The 13993-nt window shown below is 62.3% G+C and carries 12 protein-coding genes; 1 reads left to right on the top strand and 11 read right to left on the bottom strand.

The features are described from left to right. Positions 1 to 270 precede the first annotated feature (270 nt). The 6 genes from B3I26_RS23595 to B3I26_RS23570 form a co-directional block, all read right to left on the bottom strand. Positions 271 to 1008 carry an AraC family transcriptional regulator gene (locus B3I26_RS23595; RefSeq protein WP_296261248.1) on the bottom strand — a complete coding sequence of 246 codons (738 nt, stop codon included), beginning with the start codon at positions 1006 to 1008 and terminating at the stop codon, positions 271 to 273. A 213-nt stretch (positions 1009 to 1221) separates the two neighbouring features. Then, positions 1222 to 1575, bottom strand: coding sequence for a nuclear transport factor 2 family protein (locus B3I26_RS23590; RefSeq protein WP_296261246.1), 354 nt, complete (start codon positions 1573 to 1575; stop codon positions 1222 to 1224). Between the two features lie 19 nt (positions 1576 to 1594). Then, the gene (locus B3I26_RS23585; protein WP_296261244.1) at positions 1595 to 2857 is read right to left on the bottom strand and encodes an MFS transporter; all 1263 of its coding nucleotides are present in this window, start codon (positions 2855 to 2857) and stop codon (positions 1595 to 1597) included. A gap of 48 nt (positions 2858 to 2905) precedes the next feature. Continuing rightward, positions 2906 to 3697 carry an SDR family NAD(P)-dependent oxidoreductase gene (locus B3I26_RS23580; protein WP_296261243.1) on the bottom strand — a complete coding sequence of 264 codons (792 nt, stop codon included), beginning with the start codon at positions 3695 to 3697 and terminating at the stop codon, positions 2906 to 2908. Positions 3698 to 3781: 84 nt separating this feature from the next. Beyond that, on the bottom strand, positions 3782 to 4813 hold the full coding sequence (locus tag B3I26_RS23575) for a hypothetical protein (protein WP_296261242.1): 1032 nt from the start codon (positions 4811 to 4813) through the stop codon (positions 3782 to 3784). Between the two features lie 53 nt (positions 4814 to 4866). Beyond that, a complete protein-coding gene (locus B3I26_RS23570) occupies positions 4867 to 6144 on the bottom strand; it encodes a cytochrome P450 (protein WP_296261240.1) in 1278 nt (425 codons plus the stop codon). A gap of 237 nt (positions 6145 to 6381) precedes the next feature. On the opposite strand from B3I26_RS23570, the gene B3I26_RS23565 reads away from it, so the two are divergent. Next, complete coding sequence (locus B3I26_RS23565; protein WP_296261238.1) at positions 6382 to 7026, top strand: TetR/AcrR family transcriptional regulator; 645 nt, start codon at positions 6382 to 6384, stop codon at positions 7024 to 7026. Positions 7027 to 7052: 26 nt separating this feature from the next. Here B3I26_RS23565 and B3I26_RS23560 read toward each other — a convergent pair whose 3' ends face one another. From B3I26_RS23560 to B3I26_RS23540, 5 genes are all read right to left on the bottom strand, one after another. Further along, on the bottom strand, positions 7053 to 8636 hold the full coding sequence (locus B3I26_RS23560) for a phytoene desaturase family protein (protein ID WP_296261237.1): 1584 nt from the start codon (positions 8634 to 8636) through the stop codon (positions 7053 to 7055). A gap of 94 nt (positions 8637 to 8730) precedes the next feature. Then, the gene (locus B3I26_RS23555; RefSeq protein ID WP_296261235.1) at positions 8731 to 9561 is read right to left on the bottom strand and encodes an SDR family NAD(P)-dependent oxidoreductase; all 831 of its coding nucleotides are present in this window, start codon (positions 9559 to 9561) and stop codon (positions 8731 to 8733) included. A gap of 30 nt (positions 9562 to 9591) precedes the next feature. Further along, complete coding sequence (locus B3I26_RS23550; RefSeq protein ID WP_296261234.1) at positions 9592 to 10413, bottom strand: enoyl-CoA hydratase/isomerase family protein; 822 nt, start codon at positions 10411 to 10413, stop codon at positions 9592 to 9594. Between the two features lies 1 nt (position 10414). Beyond that, positions 10415 to 11380, bottom strand: coding sequence for a lactoylglutathione lyase (locus B3I26_RS23545; RefSeq protein WP_296261232.1), 966 nt, complete (start codon positions 11378 to 11380; stop codon positions 10415 to 10417). Positions 11381 to 11476: 96 nt separating this feature from the next. Beyond that, positions 11477 to 13984, bottom strand: a complete 2508-nt coding sequence (locus B3I26_RS23540) for an efflux RND transporter permease subunit (RefSeq protein WP_296261231.1) — start codon at positions 13982 to 13984, stop codon at positions 11477 to 11479. Positions 13985 to 13993: the final 9 nt, after the last annotated feature.

The following is a 13993-nucleotide window of genomic DNA, read 5'->3' as shown; positions in this document are numbered from 1 at the left end:
CGCATCGCCAACGGACACCGCAGGTACGGTGTGCGTGGCGCAGGCGCCCAGGCTCAGCGCCAGCGCCACAGCAGCGGGCAGCCAGGCCTTGCGCGAGTAAGGTTGAGGTTCGGGCATTGCGGGCAGTCACCTGGATGATGGACAGCCAGACTAGCGAGCAAGCTTGCCCTGTTCTGCATGAAACCGGACAAGCATGCGCGTGATCAAGACAACCTGTTCAGCCCGGCTGGGCTCGGCAAGCGACCGGTATGGTCCTGCGGGCGTGCGAGGTCAATGCAGCGAGGCGGCTTCGGGCGCTTCACGCCTGCCTGCGCGACAGTCACGGGGCGTATAGCCCAGCACCCGCTTGAACACGGCGGCAAATGCGCTGGCGCTCTGATAACCATGTTCGAGCGCGACATGGAGGATCGGCACACCGTCCGCCAGGCGCTGCTGACTGAGGAGCATGCGGGCGTGGGTCCGCCATTCGGCGAAGGTCATGCCAAGCTCGCGCTGGAACAGTCGGGCCACCGTGCGTGAGCTCATGTTCAGCCGAACGCCGCACTCGTCCAGCGATAACTCCTGTGCCGGATCGTCGAGAAAGCGCTCGCACAGTCGCAGCAAGCGTGGCTGACGCGGCATGGGAATGTGCGAGACCACGCGCCTGGCGTTGAGCAGTTCGTGCAGCACCAGCGCGCGAAGATGCCCGGCCAATGCCGTGGTATCGGGGATGAGCAGCCGCTGCGCCGCAAGAATCAGTTCGCGCAACAAGGGTGATACTTCGATGACCTGGCAGGGGCGCTCCTGCGCGGGCAACAGCAACGTGCGCATGCACACGTCACCGCTCATGCGGATTTCATGGCCCACGCCAGCAGGCACCCACAGCGCATGCCCGCTCGGAATGATCCAGTTGCCCCGGTCGGTGCGCACCTGCATCACCCCTTGGGTGGCGTGGATCAACTGATCCTCGGCATGGCAATGGCGCCCGATCCACTCGCCGTGCCTGTAATCCATCCCCAGAGCTTCCATGAACTGCATATCCCTCGATCAACCACCCATGATGCCGAACAGTCTAACAACGCCAAAAGAGCAGCACCGGTCCAAAAGGCATCCTGAACACGGAGGTTCAGCAATAAACACCTGAAAGCACCGCCGAACCGGCATTTAGCTTTCGACACTGCGCCCAGACCGCGTGCAAGGCATTGGCCTTCATGCTCCAAATGCCCCTCGACGCACAGTCGTTCAACCGGCAATGAAATAGCGCACTGACAATAAGCCGTCCTCGAAGCGATAGACCTCAATGGTTTCGATACCGCCCTCGGCACCGATGAACGCATTGCGGTGGTGACACGCCGCTTCTGACCCATTGATCACCGTCAGCTTCACTTCGATGCGGATCCGCGATTGCTGTTGCGCCCACATCCCTTCCAGCACCTGCCAGGCGTCCCGTTCGGGCTGGCCGACGTACTCGATGCTCAAGCCCTTGCTGGCGACCCGGCGGTAATGCGCGAAGAAACCTTCCTTGTCGCCTGCGTTCCAGCACGCCACCTGCCCATGAAGGAAATGCTCGATGCTCTGTTGATCGGGAATACTCATGATTAACCTCGAAAAAGACTCAGACCGAAACCTTGCGATACAGTGGCGCGGACCCGAGGGTCAGCATCACCAGCGGTGCGACGACGGCGCAGCCCAGGCAGTAGAGCAGCACCGGATTGTAGTTGCCGAACAGGGTAAACAAGTGCCCGAACATCGCCGGTGCCAAACCGGAAATGATCGTCACCAGGCCCAGGTGCAAGCCAAAGATCCGTGCGTAGTCCCGTAGCCCGAAATAGCGCGCGATGAGAAACGCCGCGATGTCGAACTCGGCCCCGGCACTAAAGCCAATGCACACCGTTGCCAGCACCAACACCCCGATAGCCTGCGGCCCGCTGAACATGAACAGCAGGCAACCCAGGGCGGGAACGCAGAGGCTGGCCGCAGCAATCAGGTGCGGCGGGAAGCGATCCAGCAGATACCCCACCAGCAGGCGCCCGACAATGATTGAAATGCCGAAGCTGCTGAAGATCTGACTGGCAGTCAGGCTCGGCACACCCTTGTCCTGCAGATACGGCACGATGGTGGTGACCATGCCGACGATCAGCGAGACCGACAGGATCAGCGCCAGGTTGCAGCCCCAGAACACCCGTGTGCGCACCGCAGTGGCGAACCGCACACCCTCGACCACCGGTTCGGTCGTGGAGGACTCTGCGGCAGTCAACCGTTGTGCCGGGAACTTCAGCCAGGCCACGGCCATGGGCAAGGTCAGCAACAGCGGCATGGCCGCCAGCAGCAGGAACGCCCAGCGCCAGCCGCCATGCGCGATGGACCAGGCCAGCAGCGGCGGCATGACCATCGCGGCCAGGCCCGAGCCACTGAGGATGATGGCCAAGGCCACGCCCCGATTACGCTCGAACCACAGGCTCACCAGTTGCGTCCAGGTGATGGCGATGGTGCCGACGGCCAGCAGCGGCATGAGGAAGAACGCCAGGTATAGCCAGTAGATGCTGCCGCTGAGCAAGGTCAGCGACGCATAACACAGTACCTGCAGCACCAGGCTGACCAGCGCCACCCGCCGCAAGCCGTAGCGGGCATACAGTCCGCCCAGCAGTTGCGAGCCGATGGCGACGCCAGCGAACAGAAAAGTGATCGAAGTCTGCAGTTCGCCGCGGCTCCAGCCGAAGGCGTCCTGCAAGGGAATCACCAGGGTGCCGAAGCCATACAGCAAGGCAGCGCTCATGCTGGTCAGCACGCCTGCCAAGCCCAGCAGGACGATGCGCCAGCCCCGAGGAAACTCGCCCGTGACGGTGTGATCCGCCAATGAATCCTGTAGAACGATCATGCTCGTGCTCCGGCGCCGGACCCCGACCGCTGCCCGACGCCTCGAAAGTTAATGGGCGTTTTTCAGCGACGCATCGATTTTCGGCAGTGCGACCATGGTTGCCCCGCCGTCTACCAACAGCGAAGTGCCGGTGATATAGGACGCCTCGCTGGACGCCAGGAACATCACGGCCGAGGCGATCTCTTCCGGCCTGCCGACCCGCGGTACGGGGAAATTCGACGCCAAGGTGTCAGGTAGCTGGTGACCCAGGGTTTCGTGCATGTGATCGGTGCCGATCAGGCCGGGCTCGACCACGTTGACCAGCACGTTCAGTGCGCCAAGCTCTACCGCAAGGCCTCGGGCGAATGCGTTCATGAACGCCTTGGTCGACCCGTACGGGATCAGGCGCGGGGTGTATTTGCGATTGGCCTCTCCCGACGAGATATAGATCAGCCGCCCTTTGTCAGCGGACTTGCCCAGGTGCGGCGTGGCGTCCTTGGCCAGCCAGAACAACGCCTGCACGTTACTGCGCACGATGTGGTCGAAGGTCTCGTCGGCCATCTCGACGATCAGGCCGCTGGTGGTGTCCGCGGCGCAATGCACCAGGATGTCGAGGCCGCCGAAGACTTCGACCCCGCCTTCGATCATGCCTTTGACCGCAGCCCGGTCGGCAACGTCGCCCCCTACCAGGCAAGCGACGCCACCGCTCGCTTCGATCAATGCCACGGTTTGCTGCCCACGGCTTTCAGTTCGCGCGCTGACCACCACTTTCGCGCCTTCACGAGCAAAGGCCAGCGCGATCGCCCGTCCCATGCCTCGTCCTGCGCCTGTCACCAGCACCACTTTGTCGTTGAACCTCATGCACGCACCTCATTGTTATTGTTGTTGTGCTGCGGGCAATGGGCATTGCCCGCAGGATCAAGGTTTTACGCTTAAAAGCCGGTTTCAGATGTCCGAACCCTGGACGTTGCGCGACGGCCCATTGCGGCGGTCGGACTCACCCCAGGCCAGCCAGTGATCCGGCTCGCGGGTATCGCCCACACGACGCCAGCGACCTTCCTGCTGCGCGGTGACCGGGAAGCCGCCGACGAAATCGATCATTTCGCCCTTGGGGTCCGGCAGGAATTCCCACTCTTCGTCGCCGTCCAGGACAATCCGCGCGCTGTCGAGGAAGTAGCTGCCCGGCTTGTGCACAGTGCTGCCTTCGATGTCATTGGTGACCCGCACTTCGCCCTTTTCATTGGAGAAAATTGCGTAGCCCAGATGATCGTGACCGACCATGAACGAGCCGGTATCCCAGGTACCGTCCTTGTACACCGTGGCAAAGGTCCACCAGATCACGTGCTTGTTGTTGTTGACCACCAGGTCTTTCTTGAAGTGGATGGCACCGCCTTCGGCCATGTAGAACTGGTCCAGGGCCATGGCACCTTTCACAGGTTTACCGTTGCACACGCCGTGGATGTCCCAGACCTGGGAAACATAGAAAGTCCCCCACTCCACCCCTGGCAAATACCACTGCAGTCCCGGTGCCAGCAGACGGCCTTCGAGTTCGAACAAGCCCTCTTCCTTGTAGGTGATGCGCTCGCTGGAGGCGGTCATCTCCCAGCCATTGCCGGGCTCGTCCGGCTGGCTGCTCCAGCGCACCGTGTCGCCATCGAGCACCTGCACCGGGTTGGGCGTCAGGGCCTGTTTAGCAATACGTTCCTGATCCATGCGCAGGTGCTTGCCGTCCACCAGCGTGGTCATGAAGAAAAACTTGGTCGGGTTAGGCGTGCCGGTCGGCGCCATGATCGATCGCACGAACGAATAGATATTGCCCTGCTCGTCACGCACCGAGCCGAACGGCGCACTCTTGCTCAACTGCAGGCCAAAGAAGCCGCGTTCGCCGGCCAGGGCCGGGCCTGTGACCTTGTGCGGGCCCACCAGTTGCTGGAAGCCGAAATCGCCGCGCTCGGGGATGGTCTTGAAAGTTTTCATGGGTATTGGCTCTCTCTCTTGTTTTTGTCTGAATTCACGTACGGGGCCGGATGTCAGTCCCAGATCACCGGCAGGCTCGACGCTCCGCGCAACTGCGCGCCAGTGATGACCGGCTGCGGCACGGAAGGGTCGAAGCGGACATTGGGAAACAGATCGAGGATGGCGTTGATCGCGCAGTTGAGTTCGACCTTGGCGACGAACTGGCCGATGCACATGTGCGGGCCGAATCCAAAGCCAAACGAGGGTTTGGGCTTGCGGTCGATGTCGAATTGATCGGGGTTGTCGAACGCATCCTCGTCGCGGTTGGCAGACACCACCATGCATTGCACGAAGGCGCCCTTAGGGATCTTCACGCCGTCGATTTCCACGTCGCGTGCCGCCTCACGCACCTTGAACGTGGCCACCGGCTCATAGCGCACCGATTCATCGATCAGCCTGCCGATCAAGCCACGGTCGGCACGAACACGCTCCAGCAAACCCGGCGTGCTTAGCAGCAGGACCAACGCCGAGCTGAAGGTGCGCGTGGTGGTTTCCCCCGCCGCCGGCAACAGCGAACGGACAAAGGTGGTGACCTCATGGTCATCGAGCTGGCGGCCTTCATGCTCGGCCCGCAGCAAGCGCCCGATCAGGTCGTCGCCAGCGCTGCCGTCGGCACGACGCTGGATCACCACCTTGAGGATTTCGTCGTACAGCGCTTTCACCGCAATACCCGCCAGACGCCGGGCTTCGGGCGCCTTGGCCGGGTCAATCTGGTTACCGCCGACCATCGCCAAGGCCCAAGCCGCGTATTGACGGTAGGTTTGCGGATCGTCTTCGGGGAAACCCATCAAGGCGTACATTTCACGAATCGGGAAGTTCAGCCCGAAATCCATCAGGTCGGCGCGCTTGTCGGCCACCATCGGCAGCAGGAAATGCTCGCGAATCACCCGATCGATCTTGTCCCGCCATTTGTTCACGGTTTCCGGCATGAAGGCCGGCTGCAACAGCGCCCGCACCTTGCGGTGCTGCTCGCCGTCCATGGCAAGAATGATCAGGCCGTCAAAAAACGCACCCAGCCCTTCAGCGATAAAGCCGCTGGTGAAACTTGCGCCATCACGCAGCACCGCCATCACATCCTTGTACTTGAACAAGGCGAAGGTCGGCCGGGTGCCGGCTTGCATGCCAGCGTTGGTCGGTACACCGAACTGGGCAATGAAGTCGCCCTCGTAGACCGGCGAGCGATGCCGCATCTCTCGGCACAAGGCGTGAATGTCGAGGTCGGCGCCCTTGTACATGTCCGAGACGGCGGAGTACGCGGATTCCAGGTTCAGGGCGGTGCTGTCGCTGCTCATGCTTGCTACCTTTTTTTGTTGTCGTTGTTAGGGGCGTGATCGATCAATGACGTGCTGGCGGATGGTATCCACAAGGCCCTCCAGCGCGTGTTCAATTCGTTGGACGCCACGTCAAACGAAACGCCGCAGGCAATAACTGCACCCGCCCATTGCGTGTTGGCCCCATCGGCGGCAGTGTGTCGGGACCGTGGCAAGGGCCTGCCATGGCATAACAAGAACAGCCAACGGAGAGACCTGGTGAAAAGCCCTGAACAACCCGAAGCCGGCAAGCTCAACACGCTCAAGCGCATTCTGGCCGCCGCCCGGCAAGCCTTTTCCGAACATGGGCTGGCGGGTGCACGCATCGAAGACATCGCCCAGGACGCGGGCGTAACCAAACAGTTGATTCATCATTATTACGGCACCAAGGAGGGCTTGTTCGTCGCCGTGCTCGACGAAGCCTCGGATCAGATCATGTCCGAACTGGTGGCTCTAGACGTGGACAGCCTCAGTCCCACCCAGGCCATGCGTCAGGTGCTCAATCATTTTTTCGATCAATACCGCGACGACCCGTTGATGGGCTCTCTGGCGCTGGAAGGGATCCGCTATCACGACGCCCACCAGACCCCGCGCAATCACTTTCTGGAACTGGCTCCGCGGCTGATCGACAAGCTCGACGCCTTGCTCAAGCGCGGCGCCGAGACCGGCGAGTTCAAGCACGGACTCGATGCCCGACTGTTCCTCGCCACCGCCGCCCTTGTGACCACCGGTTGGTTCACCAACCGCTACTCGACGTCTGCTCTCACCGGCCTTGCGACCTATTCCGAGGAAGGCCTGCGCGTGTGGCGCGAGCACTCCGCCGATTTCGTGCTGGCGAGCGTCGCCGCAGCCTCGCCTCCTTAAGTGCGGGCGTCGCGGCAGCCCTGACTTCAGCCCAAAAAGCGCTTCACCCGCCCGGCCGCTATTTTGCCGGGCATGCCGGTCACGCCGCCGCCGGGATGAATCCCCGCGCCGCCGAAAAACAGCCCGGCAATCGGCAAGGTGTCGCCGCCCAGTCCGGCAGCCGGGCGCATGGTGCTGGAACGGAAGATCGAGGTGTCGATGTGCAGCACGCAGCCGTTATGCGCATTCAAGCGTTTGGCCAGTTCCGGCGCAGTTTCGACCCGGCGACCGATTTCCAGGCTGGCAATCTCGGGCACGTATTGGCTGGCGAATTCGATGGTCTGACGCACCGCCTGCTCGCGAATGACCTCCCAGCCCTCCTTCGGATTGACCGGCATGGCGGGTGGATACAAATAGACGATGTCCTGCCCCTGCGGAGTCTGTGAGGCGTCGATGGCACTGGGCGTGGCGATCCACATCCACGGCAGCTTCGGCACCTCGCCACGTGCCGCCGATTCGAAGTTTTCGATAACCGCCTCGGCCGTCCCCACCAGCAACACCGGCCCACGCAGGTTCAAACCATCGCTGCGTTTGGACTGATGCAACGGCACGCTGATCTGCCCACTCAGGGCAATGTCCACTTTTAAAGGCGAGCCGCCGTGGGCGTTGGCAGGGGCCATGGCAATCCGCGTCAGCCATTTGCGCTCAAGCTCACCGGCGGTGACCATGTCCAGTGCCACTTTTGGGTGACAACTGGCAACCACGGCCCGCGCCTTGATCACCTCCCCGCTTTGCAGGCGCACGCCGTTGGTCTTGCCCTTGACGCTGATGATTTCCGCCACTGGCGCCTGCGTGCGCACCTCACCACCCAACTCCTTGAAACGCGCCAGCATGGCGTTGGGAATGGTCTGCATGCCACCGATGGGCCGGCCAATGCCGAAACGATGCAGGAACCCCAACACCGCGAAATACAGCCCGCTGCCGTCAGCCTTGACCGGGCCGGCCGCCCCGGTCAGGCAGGTCAGCGCGGAAATGGTTACCGGATGCACGAAACGCTCGACGGCGGCGCCGTAAGCCGAGCCGCTGGCCAGGGCGATGATGTCCGGTTTGATTGCCTTGTGCCTGCGCAGTGTGCGGAAGGCCTTGAACTTGACCCCCAGGTTCTTCTGCGCGGGGTCCACGCGCATCATCGGATGCACCACGTCGAGCAAGGCATAAATCACCTCGACGAACTTGACGTAGGCATCGGCATCTTCAGGACAGAACTTGCGGATCTCATCGGCGGTTTTCTGCGGGTCGCGCCAGAACACCAGCGAGGTGCCGTCCGGGTGCAGGTAGACGTAGGCAGGTTTCAGCTCGACCTGTTTGAAGCCATGACGTTCCAGTTCCAGCTCCTGAACCACCGAGTGCGCGCGCAGCGACAGCAAATCGGCGGCACAAGGATGCACCAGGTGGTTCGGCGCTTCGGGGATCAGGTAACCGGACGACGCCATGCCGCCTACCTTGTCCAGCGCTTCGAGCACCAGCACCGATTTGCCCTGGCCTGCCAAGTAACACCCGGCCGACAGGCCGTTGTGGCCGCCGCCGACAATCACCACATCGTATTCGGACTTCTGCGCAGCAGTATTCATGTCAAATCCCTTCAGCATCAGTAGGTCGCAAGCCAGCGCCGTCACAGGTCAAACCGTCACGCGGGCATCAAAGCCGGATCTTGGGGGCGAGCCGTTACATGCTCGAACGGCCCATCTTCTCGAACAGTGCACGCATCGCTACCAGCGACGGCGTATGGCTGCTGAACCCGCCGTCGGCCACCAGGGTGGTGCCGGTCACGAACGACGCTTCGTCCGAGGCGAGGAACGCCACCACATCGGCGATCTGCCGTGGGGTGCCGAGTTCGGGCGTCAGGTGGTTATCGCGGATGATTTCCAGCAGTTCGGCCGGCATCGAGCCATGGGCGTTCTCGGCCGGTGCCAGGCCGATCTGCACGGCGTTGGCGCGGATGCCCTGCTTGCCGTATTGGGCAGCGATGGTTCTGGGCAGCATCATCAGCGCGGCCTTGGAGCAGGCATAACCGGTCAGCGACAGGTCGCCCTGCATGCCCAGACCGGAGGTGGCAAAAATCAGCGCTCCGGACTTGCGCTCCAGCATCACCGGAATCACGTATTTGCTGCACAGCACTGCACCGCGCAGGTTGACCGCGATGGCACGGTCCCAGGCCTGCATGTCGAGGTTGCAGATGTCTCGGTCACGCTGGCGTTGATCGACGCTGAGCACCGCTGCGTTGTTGTGCAGCACATCGATGCGACCAAAACGCGCCTTGACCTGCGCCACCATGTCCTTGACTTCGTCCTCCGAAGACACGTCGCAACGGATCGCCATCGACTGCACGCCGCGTTTGCTGACTTCGTCGGCAACCCGACTGGCGGCCTCGCCATCGATGTCCAGCACCACCACGTGAGCGCCATGTCCGGCCAGTACCCGAGCGCACTCGGCACCCAATCCATTGCCGCCACCGGTGACGATGGCAACCCGTTCTGCAAGCTTTGCTGTGCTCATGATCTTCTCTTCTTGTTATGGGTCAGCTGTTCACTCGCCGGTAAAACGCGGCTCGCGCCGCTCGGCGAAGGCTTGGGCCGCTTCCTTGGCGTCCTTGCTCGGCGCCAGCAGCGCGAACAGGTCAAGTTCCAGGTCCAGCCCGCTCTTGAGGTCCAGTTCCAGCGCCGCCCGGGCCGCTCGTTTAACCGACGCCGAGGCCGCAGGCGGCTTGGCGGCAATGCGCTGGGCGAAGGCCAGGACTTCGCTCAAAAGGGCTGTCGCGTCACTGGCCAGGCGACTGACCAGGCCGATGTTGCGCGCCTCTTGCGCGTTCATGCGATCGCCCGTAAGCAGCATGTCCAGCGCGCGTCCCGGCGCGACCACCCGCGACAGACGCTGGGTGCCGCCGCCACCGGGGATAAGGCCCAGACCGGTTTCCGGCAGTGCGAAGATGGCATCGGGCGCGGCAAAGCGAATATCGCATGCCAGCGCCAGTTCCAGGCCGCCGCCCATGCAATAACCGTGAATCGCCGCGATGACTGGCTTCTCGATGCTGTCCAGGCTGCTGATCCAGCGTGAGCCCTGTATCCGCTGGCGCACCTGCAGCGCGGTCTCTTCGCCACGGCGCTCCTTGATATCGGCACCGGCACAGAACCCGCGCTCACCTTGGCCGCGAATCACGATGACCCGGATGTCGGGGTCGGCGTCCAGCAGGCGCAAGGCTTGCGGGACACCGTGACGAATCTGGTCGTTAATGGCATTGATCTGTCCGGGGCGGGTCAGCACCAGCCACCCCACGGCGCCGTCGCGTTCGATGGTCACGGCGTCGTTGATCAGCGTCGTTCGTTGCGGCTGCAAAGGCTCGTCACTCATCTCAGCACTCCTCGAACTCAAACAACTGGCCGTCCAGTTCCCGGGGATCGATACGGATCAGCGGCTTGCCACCCACGGCTTCGCTGGCTTCGATCCATTTGAACGCCGTACCCCGCGCGCGCAGGTCCTCGGCCTTGGCTTCAAGGCCGTGCACGCCGATGCGGATGTAGTACGGGCCGGGGCCCCAGCTGTTCAGATACACGCCGGCCTCGCTGTCCCAGCGCGTGGCTTCGATGATGTCCAGCGTCGCGCTGTTGGCCAGGGTGAAGCCCATGCGGGCGCGGCGGTAACCCTCCTCCTGCAGGGTTTGCACAGCACCGCTGGGCTCCCAGTCCAGGTTCGCTGCACAGCGACGCAGGGTCTGGTCCAGATCACGCACCAGAAACCCGCGGGCGGTCACGCGAACCATGTCGCCGGGCTTCGGATCGCGAGGCTGTACCGGCGGTTGGGCGAAGGTGTCCGCCGGCATCTGCAACGGCTCCATGGGCATGATTTCAATGCACAGGCCACCGTCCACCGAAGGCTCGTAAATGGGATTTTCCGGGGTCACGCCCAACCACAGGCGATCGAAGGGCATCTCCTCGGTACGCTGGGCCATGCGGAACGGCAGGCGCCGCTCCATGAGTTTTTGCACCAGTGCGTTGAACTTGTCGCCGTGGATCGCCAGCACGATGGAATGGGTGATCATCGGTCGGTGGCGGCCCTGAAACGCCTTGAGGCTTTCCAGAAAGTCATGGAACAACGGGTCACCCGGGTTCGGTCGGTCCAGGTGCCACTGAGGTTCGACGCGGGTCGGCGAGACGGCCAACGACTTATGCACCCGCAAAAAGTGCGCGATGTACGGATGGTTATCGAATGCCTGACGCCAGCGTTCATGCTTGTGGATGCCGAGCTTATCGACCAGTTTTTCGGTCATGGCATCCGGGTCCGGCACCATCATGTCGGCACTCATCAACAAATCGAACATACCCTTTCCCCTTGTGCTTTTTCGCTTGTCCCGCTGGCCTGGCAGCGGTTGTTGTTATTGGCTGGCTGCGCTGAGCCGTGTCATCGCAAGCCTGCGTCAGTGGGCGACGATGGCCGCCGAGTGCGTTTTCGGGCGATCCTTGGGCAGCACGGTATCGCTGGAACCTGGCGCATTCACTTCGTCCAATTCGGTGTCGTTGCGCGCCTTGGGGTTGAGCAGGTAATGCGACAGCGCAGGAATCAGCACCAGCGCACCGAGCATGTTCCACAGGAACATGAACGTCAGCAGGATGCCCATGTCGGCCTGGAACTTGATCGGCGACCAGGCCCAGGTGATCACACCTGCGGCCATGGTCAGGCCAATCAACGCGACCACCCGGCCGGTGAAGTCCAGCGAACGGCGATAGGCCGTGGCCAGCGAACCGCCGCGTGCCTGCACCGCCAATTGCACACTCAGCAAGTACAGGGCGTAGTCCACGCCGACCCCGACCCCAACGGCGATCACCGGCAACGTTGCGACCTTCAGACCGATGCCCAGCCAGACCATCAACGCCTTGCAGATGATCGTGGTCATGACCAGCGGAATCAGCGCGACCAGCGTCGCGCGCCAGCTGCGGAAGGTCAGCAGGCACAGCAGCGCCGTGGCGCCGTACACCGCAAAGTACATGGTGATGATGCCTTTCTCGACCTCGATATTGGTCGCCGCTTCGATCCCCGCGTTACCTGCCGCCAACAGAAACTGCGGCTGATCGGCGACGCCGGACGCCTTGCTTTGATCCGCGAAATCCTGGGCGACGGTCAACACCCGATTGAGCGTGTCAGCCTTGTGATCGGCCAGGTAGGCCACCAGCGGCGTCACCGAGCATTTCTGATTGGTGATGCCGGGTTGGGAGATCATCGCAGCGTCCACCGAGGCATTGGTGATGGCCTGGTCTCGGCTGATGGTCAGCCACTTGCCGCTGCCTTCGGCCATACCCGAGGTAATGAACCTGACGGCCTCGGGCAAGGAGTTGGTGGTTTGTACACCGGGCGTCTGGCGCAGGCGCCAGGCCAGGCGATCCATGGCCTGCAACGCCGGGTACAGGCGGCAGCTGTCTTCGGGGGTGGTCATGATCACCACGAACTGATCACTGGACAGCCCATAGTTTTTCGAGATGAAGGCGCTGTCCAGGTTGTAGCGCGAATCCGGCCGTAACTCCGGCGCCCCCGGGTCGAGGTCACCCACCTTCAGGTGCATCATCACCGCGCTGCCGCCAGCGGTCACCAGCAGCGAGGCGACGATCACCAACGTGGCCCAGCGGCGCTCGGTGAAACGGTCCAGGCCGCGCCAGATGCGGCCCAGCAAGCCTTTGTTGGCTTCCCCGGCGCGGTCTTTCTCGATGGCGATGCGTGCCGCTTTCTTGCTCACGCCCAGGTAGGACAGCGCCACCGGAATCAGCAGCAGCTTGGTGAAGATCAATACCGCGACGCCAATGCTGGTGGTCAGCGCGAGGTCACGGATTACCGGGATGTCGATGATCACCAGCACCGCGAAGCCCACGATATTGGTCAGCAGCGCCGTCAGCCCGGTGAGGAACAGGCGGCGAAAGGTGTAACGCGCCGCGATGTATTTGTGCGTGCCGCGACCGATGTCCTGCAGGATGCCGTTCATCTTCTGCGTGCCATGGGACAGGCCGATCGCAAAGATCAGAAACGGCACCAGGATCGAATATGGATCCAGCGAATAACCCAGTAATTCCATCAGGCCCAGAAGCCAGATCACCCCGGCAATCGCCACCCCTACCAGCAGCAGCGTACTGCGCAGGCAGCGGGTGTAGAGATAGACGAACAGCGCAGCGATGACCACCGAGATGCCAAAGAACATCATCACCGCGTACAGGCCGTCGATCAGATCACCGACCAGCTTGCTGAATCCGACGATGTGAATGCCGACCTTGCCGCTTTGCAGCACGCGGATCTGGCTTTCCAGTTGCCTGGAAAATTCGCCGTAATCGAGCGCCTGTCCGGTTTGCGGATTGGTTTCCAGCAGCGGCGCGACGATCATGCTCGACTGGCTGTTATTGGCGACCAGATTGCCCATGATGTTGGCGCGGGCAATGTTCTGCCGCAGCTTGTCGATCGACGCCGCGCTGGCGTTGTAATCGGCGGGCATCACGGCGCCGCCCTCGATACCTTCTTCGGTCACTTCTTTCCAGCGTACGATCGGCATCCACAGCGACTTCATCCACGAGCGATCGACGCCGGGGATCAGATACAGCGTGTCGTTGACCTTCTGCAAGGTTTGCAGGTACTCGGGGTCGTAGATGTCGCCGGTCTTGTTCTCGACCACGATGCGGATGGTATTGCCCAGTCCCGGCAGCTCGCTTTTGTACGTCAGGTAATTCTTGATATAGGGGCTGGCGCTGGGAATCATTTTCTCGAAGCTGGCGTTGACCTGAAGGCGGGTCGCGAAAAACCCGAGAATCAGGGTCGCCAACAAGCAGCCGATGATCACCGGAATGCGGTTGTTGAAGATCACGCGCTCCAGCAGGCCGCCGGAGTTCATGTCGAAGTCCTTGAGGTCTGGAATCACCGGCATTCCGCTGTTGTACTTTTGCTCTACCATCGCTGCATT

The sequence above is a fragment of the Pseudomonas sp. UBA5706 genome (assembly GCF_002419965.1).
Classification (GTDB): Bacteria; Pseudomonadota; Gammaproteobacteria; order Pseudomonadales; family Pseudomonadaceae; genus Aquipseudomonas.
The sequence above is the reverse complement of the archived record's forward strand: the minus strand, read 5'-3'. Positions and strand labels throughout refer to the sequence as shown.

Bases quoted from the DNA above. Each gene is read 5' to 3' on its own strand.
- B3I26_RS23595 (WP_296261248.1), bottom strand. From the start codon at position 1,008: ATGGAAGCTCTGGGGATGGATTACAGGCACGGCGAGTGGATCGGGCGC.
- B3I26_RS23590 (WP_296261246.1), bottom strand. From the start codon at position 1,575: ATGAGTATTCCCGATCAACAGAGCATCGAGCATTTCCTTCATGGGCAG.
- B3I26_RS23585 (WP_296261244.1), bottom strand. From the start codon at position 2,857: ATGATCGTTCTACAGGATTCATTGGCGGATCACACCGTCACGGGCGAG.
- B3I26_RS23580 (WP_296261243.1), bottom strand. From the start codon at position 3,697: ATGAGGTTCAACGACAAAGTGGTGCTGGTGACAGGCGCAGGACGAGGC.
- B3I26_RS23575 (WP_296261242.1), bottom strand. From the start codon at position 4,813: ATGAAAACTTTCAAGACCATCCCCGAGCGCGGCGATTTCGGCTTCCAG.
- B3I26_RS23570 (WP_296261240.1), bottom strand. From the start codon at position 6,144: ATGAGCAGCGACAGCACCGCCCTGAACCTGGAATCCGCGTACTCCGCC.
- B3I26_RS23560 (WP_296261237.1), bottom strand. From the start codon at position 8,636: ATGAATACTGCTGCGCAGAAGTCCGAATACGATGTGGTGATTGTCGGC.
- B3I26_RS23555 (WP_296261235.1), bottom strand. From the start codon at position 9,561: ATGAGCACAGCAAAGCTTGCAGAACGGGTTGCCATCGTCACCGGTGGC.
- B3I26_RS23550 (WP_296261234.1), bottom strand. From the start codon at position 10,413: ATGAGTGACGAGCCTTTGCAGCCGCAACGAACGACGCTGATCAACGAC.
- B3I26_RS23545 (WP_296261232.1), bottom strand. From the start codon at position 11,380: ATGTTCGATTTGTTGATGAGTGCCGACATGATGGTGCCGGACCCGGAT.
- B3I26_RS23540 (WP_296261231.1), bottom strand. From the start codon at position 13,984: ATGGTAGAGCAAAAGTACAACAGCGGAATGCCGGTGATTCCAGACCTC.